The organism is Ensifer sp. 22521, assembly GCF_052044795.1.
GTDB lineage: Bacteria > Pseudomonadota > Alphaproteobacteria > Rhizobiales > Rhizobiaceae > Ensifer.
Genome location: NZ_JBQENM010000061.1, coordinates 1 through 7713 on the forward strand (window position 1 = coordinate 1; position 7713 = coordinate 7713).

Annotated in this window: 8 protein-coding genes; 7 read left to right on the forward strand and 1 reads right to left on the reverse strand. The window is 59.9% G+C overall.

The window, feature by feature from the left end:
* The 3 genes from ACTJKE_RS36335 to ACTJKE_RS36345 all read left to right on the forward strand — a co-directional run.
* Nucleotides 1-481 (forward strand): RrF2 family transcriptional regulator (locus ACTJKE_RS36335; RefSeq protein ID WP_440693881.1); only part of this gene is annotated, 481 nt, incomplete at its 5' end.
* A 16-nt stretch (nucleotides 482-497) separates the two neighbouring features.
* Nucleotides 498-671: a hypothetical protein gene (locus ACTJKE_RS36340; RefSeq protein ID WP_156436768.1), complete on the forward strand. Its 174-nt coding sequence runs from the start codon at nucleotides 498-500 to the stop codon at nucleotides 669-671.
* Nucleotides 668-967, forward strand: coding sequence for a DUF6522 family protein (locus ACTJKE_RS36345; RefSeq protein WP_156436769.1), 300 nt, complete (start codon nucleotides 668-670; stop codon nucleotides 965-967). Before ACTJKE_RS36340 ends, ACTJKE_RS36345 begins: the two co-directional genes overlap by 4 nt.
* Before the next feature lie 165 nt (nucleotides 968-1132).
* On the opposite strand, the gene ACTJKE_RS36350 is transcribed toward ACTJKE_RS36345, so the two are convergent.
* Entirely contained in the window at nucleotides 1133-1282 is a 150-nt protein-coding gene (locus ACTJKE_RS36350) for a hypothetical protein (protein ID WP_197423391.1), read from the reverse strand.
* 942 nt (nucleotides 1283-2224) lie between these two features.
* On the opposite strand from ACTJKE_RS36350, the gene ACTJKE_RS36355 reads away from it, so the two are divergent.
* From ACTJKE_RS36355 to nirB, 4 genes are all read left to right on the forward strand, one after another.
* Nucleotides 2225-2827 (forward strand): ANTAR domain-containing response regulator, encoded by a 603-nt coding sequence (locus ACTJKE_RS36355; protein ID WP_058325798.1) that lies wholly within the window; start codon nucleotides 2225-2227, stop codon nucleotides 2825-2827.
* Complete coding sequence (locus ACTJKE_RS36360) at nucleotides 2824-4041, forward strand: CmpA/NrtA family ABC transporter substrate-binding protein (protein ID WP_058325799.1); 1218 nt, start codon at nucleotides 2824-2826, stop codon at nucleotides 4039-4041. Before ACTJKE_RS36355 ends, ACTJKE_RS36360 begins: the two co-directional genes overlap by 4 nt.
* A 311-nt stretch (nucleotides 4042-4352) precedes the next feature.
* Nucleotides 4353-5615, forward strand: a complete 1263-nt coding sequence (locus tag ACTJKE_RS36365) for an MFS transporter (protein WP_058325800.1) — start codon at nucleotides 4353-4355, stop codon at nucleotides 5613-5615.
* Nucleotides 5616-5631: 16 nt separating this feature from the next.
* A partial coding sequence (gene nirB, locus ACTJKE_RS36370; RefSeq protein WP_440661878.1) for a nitrite reductase large subunit NirB occupies nucleotides 5632-7713 on the forward strand: 2082 nt, incomplete at its 3' end.

Genomic DNA, 7713 nt, shown 5'->3' on the forward strand with positions numbered 1-7713 from the left:
CACAAAATACCACTTTATGGAATTCACTGCGACGATGCGAATGACACTCCACACCGACTATGCCCTGCGCATGCTGATCTTCGCCGCGACGCGACGGAACGGCACATGCACGGTCAATGACGTGGCGCAAGCCTATGGGCTTTCACGCAACCACCTCCTTAAGGTGGCGCAGACTTTGCGCGACCTCGGAATCGTCGAAACGACGCGCGGGCGTGCGGGCGGCATCCGGCTCGCGAGGGCATCGGAGGAGATCGCTGTTGGCGCGCTGGTGCGAGCGACCGAGGAGGAGTTCGCGCTGGCCGAATGCATGCAAGCAGGAGGGCACAGCTGCGTGATTTCGCCAGCCTGTCAGCTCAAAGGCATGCTGCACGAGGCGCTAGGCGCGTTCCTCGCCGTGCTCGACAAGTATACGCTAGCCGACATCGTGCGGAACCGGGCGGCGCTCGGCCCGCTGCTCGACATCAATGCGAACGCCGCGTGAGACGAAGGGGGACTGGATGGTATCGGGATTGATGATTGCTGCGCTCCACATGCCGCATCCGCTGGAGTTCGCCATGCACCTGCTCGACCGGGCGCCTCGCATCGTCCATTGCGTTCGCCTTGCCATCGCCTTCGACGGCGGCGAGAGTTCCTTGCTCGTTGCGCCGACTGCGCGCGAGACGCTGTCATGATGGAAATCAACACTCAGCCGCTCGTTCTTTCCCGCGATGCAGCAGGCGAATTCCTGTTGCCGGCAGAGATGCTTGCGGCACGCTTCAGCTGGCCGACGCAAACCTTGCGCGACTACATGCGCCGCGGCCTGGTCTCCTCCCGTGTGGAACGCGGGGTAGGAGAGGATGACGGCCGCTGGCGCCTTTCTGTGCGCTGCGGCAATCGGCGCTGGCAGGCAATCGTCGAGGCGGACGGCTCAGTCAGGACGCAGCGCGTAGACGTTCTTCCCACAATCCCACACACCGCGCAGCGGTAGAAACAGGCCACCAACTGCAATAGGCCGCTGACGTCCCGGAGGCAGCCTCTCTACGGTGGCCCGCCAACCAGCCTGGCTCTGCTCCAGTTCCCCTATCCAGTGGAGCGCATTTAAGAGGCGCCCGCCTCGTAGGTTACGCCCCGTCCCCCCCCCTGAAACGGCTGCCTAGACAAAGATCATCACGGCCGCGTAGCCAATTGCAACCAGCACAAGCCCGACGACAAGCATCGGCATCAGGCTGCTGCCATTGAGATCTCTGCCGCTCACCTGCTCGCCAGAAAAAGCCAAGGGCTTGCGTACTTCGTCCGTATCCATGGGCGTTCTCCGTTAATGTAGCATATTAAATACCACATTAACGCGAGGATGCGACGTGACAAAATACCGCTCTGCCACTGGGCGATAATCTTGGCGAACGGCGAGCGGGAGCCATGTCGCGCCAACCAGCACATGTTTTCTAACGGGCGGATGAAACCGGCTTCTTATGCAGGAAACGTCGGCAGCACTGTCACGGATGGTTACTGTTCAGGCTCGTAGTCATCCGGCGCCCCCAGACCATGCGAATGTTCAACGCTATAGTCACCCCACGTCCACACCTGGATGTTTGGTTTGTTTACGACCAATCCAACGGGCCAGCCATCTTGAGTGGCGCGGTGCCTTCCCTGTTCAACCCAAACCGCCGCTCCTGCGCGCCGCTTAGTCCCAGACAAGTTGCCGGTCTCGCTGATAGGGTGCGGCGTGATTTCGATTGTCTCCTGGAGCGTGCCGGTCATCCTCGGCGCTGCACCGCAACTGAATTTCGTGGTACCGTGCGGGGGTCATACTCGGGGGCTACGCGCTGTTGTTGGCTCAGGCCTTTTCATCGCCACTTTCATGCTGCGCGACCGGCTCGACACGTGCCCACCTGCTAACCACGCGATAGCCGTTGTGGCGATGAAAATGCTAAAAGCGGCGAGCGAAAGCGGCCAGGTTTAGGGTCGCCCGCGACTTGAAAGACTGCTCCCCAACAACCCTTTTTTCGGAAGCGTACCCAAACCGGGAAATCAGACCTTCCCTTTCGTGAGATTTGCCGCCAACGTACATCAGCAACGCTGGTTGGACTGTAATTCTCCGGAAGGGAGAGATGGCTTGCTCGATATCCGAGAGGTAGGGTGCTCCAGCGTCGACCCGCGGTAGTCGAACGCTTCTTTTTTTGCGCAGTTTACTTCCATCAACCGCAGGCTCGAATTTGAATGTCAGCAAATTTATGTCGTCGGCTTCATGAAACCTAGCAGCCTCAACGTACTGGTCATCGATGAAAACCGCATTCGCGCATCAGTCATTGAAGACGGGTTGCGGGATGCAGGATATGTTCAGGTGACAATCATTGCCGACATGAATGGACTTGCCAGGAAGATCACCGAGATCGACCCCGATGTCATCGTCATCGATCTCGAGAATCCCAACCGGGACATGTTGGAAAGCATGTTCCAGATATCACGTGCGGTAAAACGACCTATCGCGATGTTCGTCGACAAGTCCGACGAAGCATCGATCGAAGCGGCTGTGGACGCAGGCGTCTCTGCATACATTGTCGACGGTCTGAAGCAGGAACGCGTGCGCCCCATCCTCAAAATGGCAATTAGCCGTTTCAATGCGTTTTCGCGACTGAGCCGGGAGCTCGAAGAAGCGCGTGGCGAGTTGGAAAACCGCAAGTTGATCGACCGGGCCAAAGCGGTGCTGATGCGCACCCGGGGGCTATCTGAAGAAGAGGCCTATGCATTATTGCGGCGAACGGCCATGGGTCAGAATCGGAAAATCGTCGAGATCGCTCAAAGCCTTATCACCGCGGCAAGCCTGCTCGATCCCGGAGCTGATGTATGAAGAAGTACAGGCATGAAATCACGGCGGGCTTCCTGCCACTTCTCGATAGCGCTCTCCTGATCGTCGCCAAAGAGAAGGGCTTTGCGGAAATCGAGCAGATCGACCTTACGCTCGTGCGTGAACGATCCTGGGCAACAGTCCGAGACAGGCTGGCTGTCGGACATTTCGAGGTAGCCCACATTCTTGCGCCCATGCCGATTGCCTGCAATCTCGGGCTGACCGCGCCTGCACCGCGGATGATCGTTCCAATGGCGCTGGGGCTCGGCGGCAATGCCATCACTGTGTCGGGCGGCCTTTGGTGGCAGATGATCGACAACGGTGCGACCGCTGACCTCGATGCCCGCTCAAGCGGCGACGCGTTACGGAAAGTGATCACACAACGGGCAGGCGACCGGCTTCGGTTCGGGGTCGTGCATCCCTACTCCGCGCATAATTACGAACTGCGGTACTGGCTTGCGGCGAGTGGCATCGATCCCGAACGCGAGGTCGAAATTGTAACGCTGCCTCCCGCGGATATGGGCAACGCACTGAAAGACGGGACAATTGACGGCTATTGCGCCGGCGAACCCTGGAACACATTTGGCGTTCTCAAACGGGGAGCGCATCTCGCGACCGTCAAGGCAGCGATATGGAAGTCCAGTCCGGAAAAGGTGCTCGGCGTCAACGCACGCTGGGCTGATAGTCATCCCGAAGCGCTCGCCGCTCTGCTAAGAGCGATCTACAATGCGTCCGTCTGGTGCGCCGAGCCGGGCAATCATGAGGAACTTGCCCGATTGCTCTCGGGAGACGCCTACATAAACAAGTCTGCGGAATGGCTGCGACCCGCGCTGACGGGAGAACTCAAAATTGGCCTGCGTTACAAACAGACTGTGAAGGACTTTTTTGTCCCGAACGCTAAAGCCGCTACCTTTCCATGGAAGAGCCATGCACTCTGGTTCTACACTCAGATGGTTCGCTGGGGGCAGATCGAACATACCGGGCCCCATCAGCGGGTCGCGGGCAATACCTATAGGCCAGACATCTACCGAAGCGCGTTGAAGTCATTGGGTATCGCCATGCCCGCTGCAAGTTCCAAGGTCGAAGGTGCGTTGGGCATGGAGACTCCGGTCGGCTCCAGCGGCGCATTGACGCTCGGTCCTGACGGATTCTTCGACGGAAACCTGTTTGATCCCGATTGCATCGACGAATATCTGTCTGCCCAAAAGCAGCCGTGAGCTCTGCTCATAAACTGTGCAGTGCACAATTTTTAGCGCCGTCAGCCGATGTTTTTGGCCACTGCCTCAGTCCAGTTGGGCAGGATTCCGCCAAAAAGGCGCGAAACCATACCAATTCTGAAACTGGCACGGCCCTTGCATTGTAATTTCTGAGCCGAGAGGCCGCACAGCGTCCAACGACGGGCGCTTCACGCAAAGTCGCTGAGCGGGATATTCCGAGTACTTTCGTACTCGGCACCTGACGTGCCCCTTTCCGCATTTCTGACCCTCAACGTTTCATGGGCACGACCTTGTCGGGCCACGGAGAAGTCATGTCTAGTTCTAAGAAAAGCTGTTCGATGTATACCGGCGAACCCGCGAAAGCACTGTGGATCTCCACGGGTGCCTTCACGGTCTGTTTCGCGGTCTGGACGATCTTTGCGATCATCGGCGTTCGCATCAAGCAGGATCTCGGCCTCTCCGAGGCGCAATTCGGCTTGTTGGTTGGCACGCCCATCCTGACTGGTTCCGTCGTCCGTCTCGTCCTTGGAATCTGGACCGGGCGTTATGGTGGTCGTTTGGTCTACACGCTCACCATGCTGGCATCGGCACTGGCGACCTTCCTGCTGAGCTACGCCACGACCTACACGGAAATGCTCATTGCGGGCCTCGGGGTCGGTCTCGCCGGCGGATCCTTTGCGGTCGGCGTTGCTTACGTTTCACCGTTCTTTCCGCCGGAAAGACAGGGAACAGCGCTCGGCATCTTCGGCGCGGGCAATGTCGGCGCCGCCGTGACGAAGTTCGCAGCACCCTTCGTGCTGATCGCATGGGGGTGGCAGACAGTTGCCGAAATCTGGGCCCTCGTGCTTGCCGCAACAGCAATCATTTTCTGGTTTTCGACCACCGATGATCCTGCGTTTCGTGAGCGCCGGAATCGCGGCGTCGTATCCAAGAGCCTTCTGCAGGAATTTTCTCCGCTGAAGAACATTCAGGTCTGGCGCTTCTCGCTCTATTACTTCTTCGCTTTCGGCGGCTTCGTCGCGCTTTCGCTCTGGCTGCCGCGTTATCTCGTCGGCGTCTACGGCTTCGATATCGCCGTGGCAGGCATGGTTGCCGCCGCCTATTCCATCCCAGGCAGCATCTTCCGCGCCTTCGGCGGCATGCTTTCTGACCGCAAGGGCGCGCGCACGGTCATGTACTGGATGCTCGGCGTCTCTGCGGTGGCTACACTGATCCTGTCGCTGCCGGCAGCGAGCGAGGGGCATGCCTTCGGCATTACGCCTGCCGTTTTCATCGTCACGGTCTTCGTGCTCGGTTTCGTCATGAGCCTCGGCAAGGCCGCCGTCTACAAGCACATCCCGGCCTATTATCCGGAGAACGTCGGTGCCGTCGGCGGCATCGTCGGGATGATGGGTGGCCTCGGCGGCTTCTTGCTCCCAATCGCCTTCGGCCTTCTCAAGGACATGACCGGCCTCTGGTCGAGCTGTTTTCTGCTGCTTTTTGCGATCGTCGCGATCTCTCTCATCTGGATGCACGTGTCCGTAACGCGGATGCAACGTCGGGCGCATTCTGCAACCGCCACGGCAACTGCCTAACCTAGGAACTGGAATCATGACTCAAAAGCTCGTCATCATTGGCAACGGCATGGCGCCCGGACGCATGCTGGAGCACCTTTTCGAACAGGCCCCAGAGCAGTACCAGGTCACGATCTTCAACGCCGAGCCGCGCGTCAATTACGACCGCATCATGCTGTCGCCGGTGCTGTCGGGCGAGAAGGACTACGAAGAAATCATCATCCATGGCGACGGATGGTACATCAAGCATGGCATCACCCTCTACAAGGGGCACAAGATCGTCGCCATCAATCGTGATGCCAAAACCGTCACTTCCGACCACGGCGTCATCGAGAGTTACGACAAGCTGGTGATCGCGACCGGCTCCGTCCCCTTCATCATTCCGGTGCCCGGCAAGGATCTGCCCGGCGTCATTACCTACCGCGACCTCGACGACGTGCAGGCCATGCTGCTTGCGGCCCAGTCGCGCGAAAAGGCGGTGGTCATCGGCGGCGGCCTGCTCGGGCTTGAAGCGGCAGCCGGCCTTGCCTCGCGTGGCATGGACGTCACCGTGCTGCACGTCATGCCGACCTTGATGGAACGGCAGCTCGATCCGGCTGCCGGTTATCTGCTGCAGAAGGCTGTCGAAGATCGCGGCATCAAGGTCATCTGTAAGGCCAACACGAAGGCGATCATTGGCGACGGGAAGGTCGAGGGCATCGAGCTCGACGACGGCCGCATCATCCCGGCGACACTGGTGGTGATGGCAGTCGGTATCCGACCGAACGCGGGCATAGCCAAGGACGCTGGCCTTGCGGTCAACCGCGGCATCGTCGTCGACGACGGTATGATGACCTCCGATGGGGACATCATGGCGCTCGGCGAATGCGCCGAGGTCGGCGGCATGGTCTACGGTCTCGTCGCTCCACTCTACGAGATGGCTCGCGTCGCAGCATCGCATCTGGCCGGAGATCGCTCGCCTGCCTTCGTCCATTCCGATACCCCGACGAAGCTGAAGGTGACCGGCATCAACCTGTTCTCGCTTGGCGATTTCGCCGACGGTGATGACCGCGAGGAGATTGTGCTCCGCGATGCAGCGGGCGGCCTCTACAAGAGGGTCGTGTTGAAGGACAACCGCATCATCGGCACGGTGCTCTACGGAGAAACGGCCGACGGTGCCTGGTTCAACGATCTCAAGAAGAAGCAGACCGATATTTCCGATATGCGGGAAACCTTGATCTTCGGTCAGGCCTACCAGGGAGGGTCCCCGCTGGACCCTATGGCGGCCGTTGCAGCCTTGCCGGATGATGCGGAGATCTGCGGCTGCAACGGCGTCTGCAAGGGCAAGATCGTCTCGACGATCACCGGAAAGAACCTGACCTCGCTTGACGACGTGCGTGCCCATACCAAGGCGTCCGCCTCCTGCGGCTCCTGCACCGGCCTTGTCGAACAACTGATGACGCTGACGCTCGGCGACACCTACAATCCGGCCGCCGTGCAGCCGATGTGCACCTGCACCGAACTCGGCCATGACGATGTTCGCCGGCTGATCAAGGCCAAGGGTCTGAAGACAATTCCGGCCGTCATGCAGGAGTTGGAGTGGAAGACCTCCTGCGGCTGCGCCAAGTGCCGACCGGCGCTCAACTACTACCTCGTCTGCGACTGGCCGGACGAATATGCCGACGACTACCAGTCGCGTTTCATCAACGAGCGCGTCCACGCCAATATCCAGAAGGACGGCACCTATTCGGTGGTGCCGCGCATGTGGGGCGGCGTCACCAATTCCGGGGAATTGCGGGCGATCGCCGACGTGGTCGACAAGTTCGATATCCCCCTGGTCAAGGTGACGGGAGGCCAGCGCATCGACCTGCTCGGCATCGAGAAGGAAGACCTGCCGGCGGTCTGGGCGGATCTCGGCAAGGCCGGCTTCGTCTCCGGCCAGGCCTATGCCAAGGGGCTGCGCACGGTGAAGACCTGCGTCGGCTCCGACTGGTGCCGCTTCGGTACCCAGGATTCGACGGGGCTCGGCATCCGCATCGAAAAGTTCATGTGGGGCTCGTGGACGCCGGCCAAGCTGAAGATGGCGGTCTCCGGCTGTCCGCGAAATTGTGCCGAAGCCACCTGCAAGGATATCGGCGTC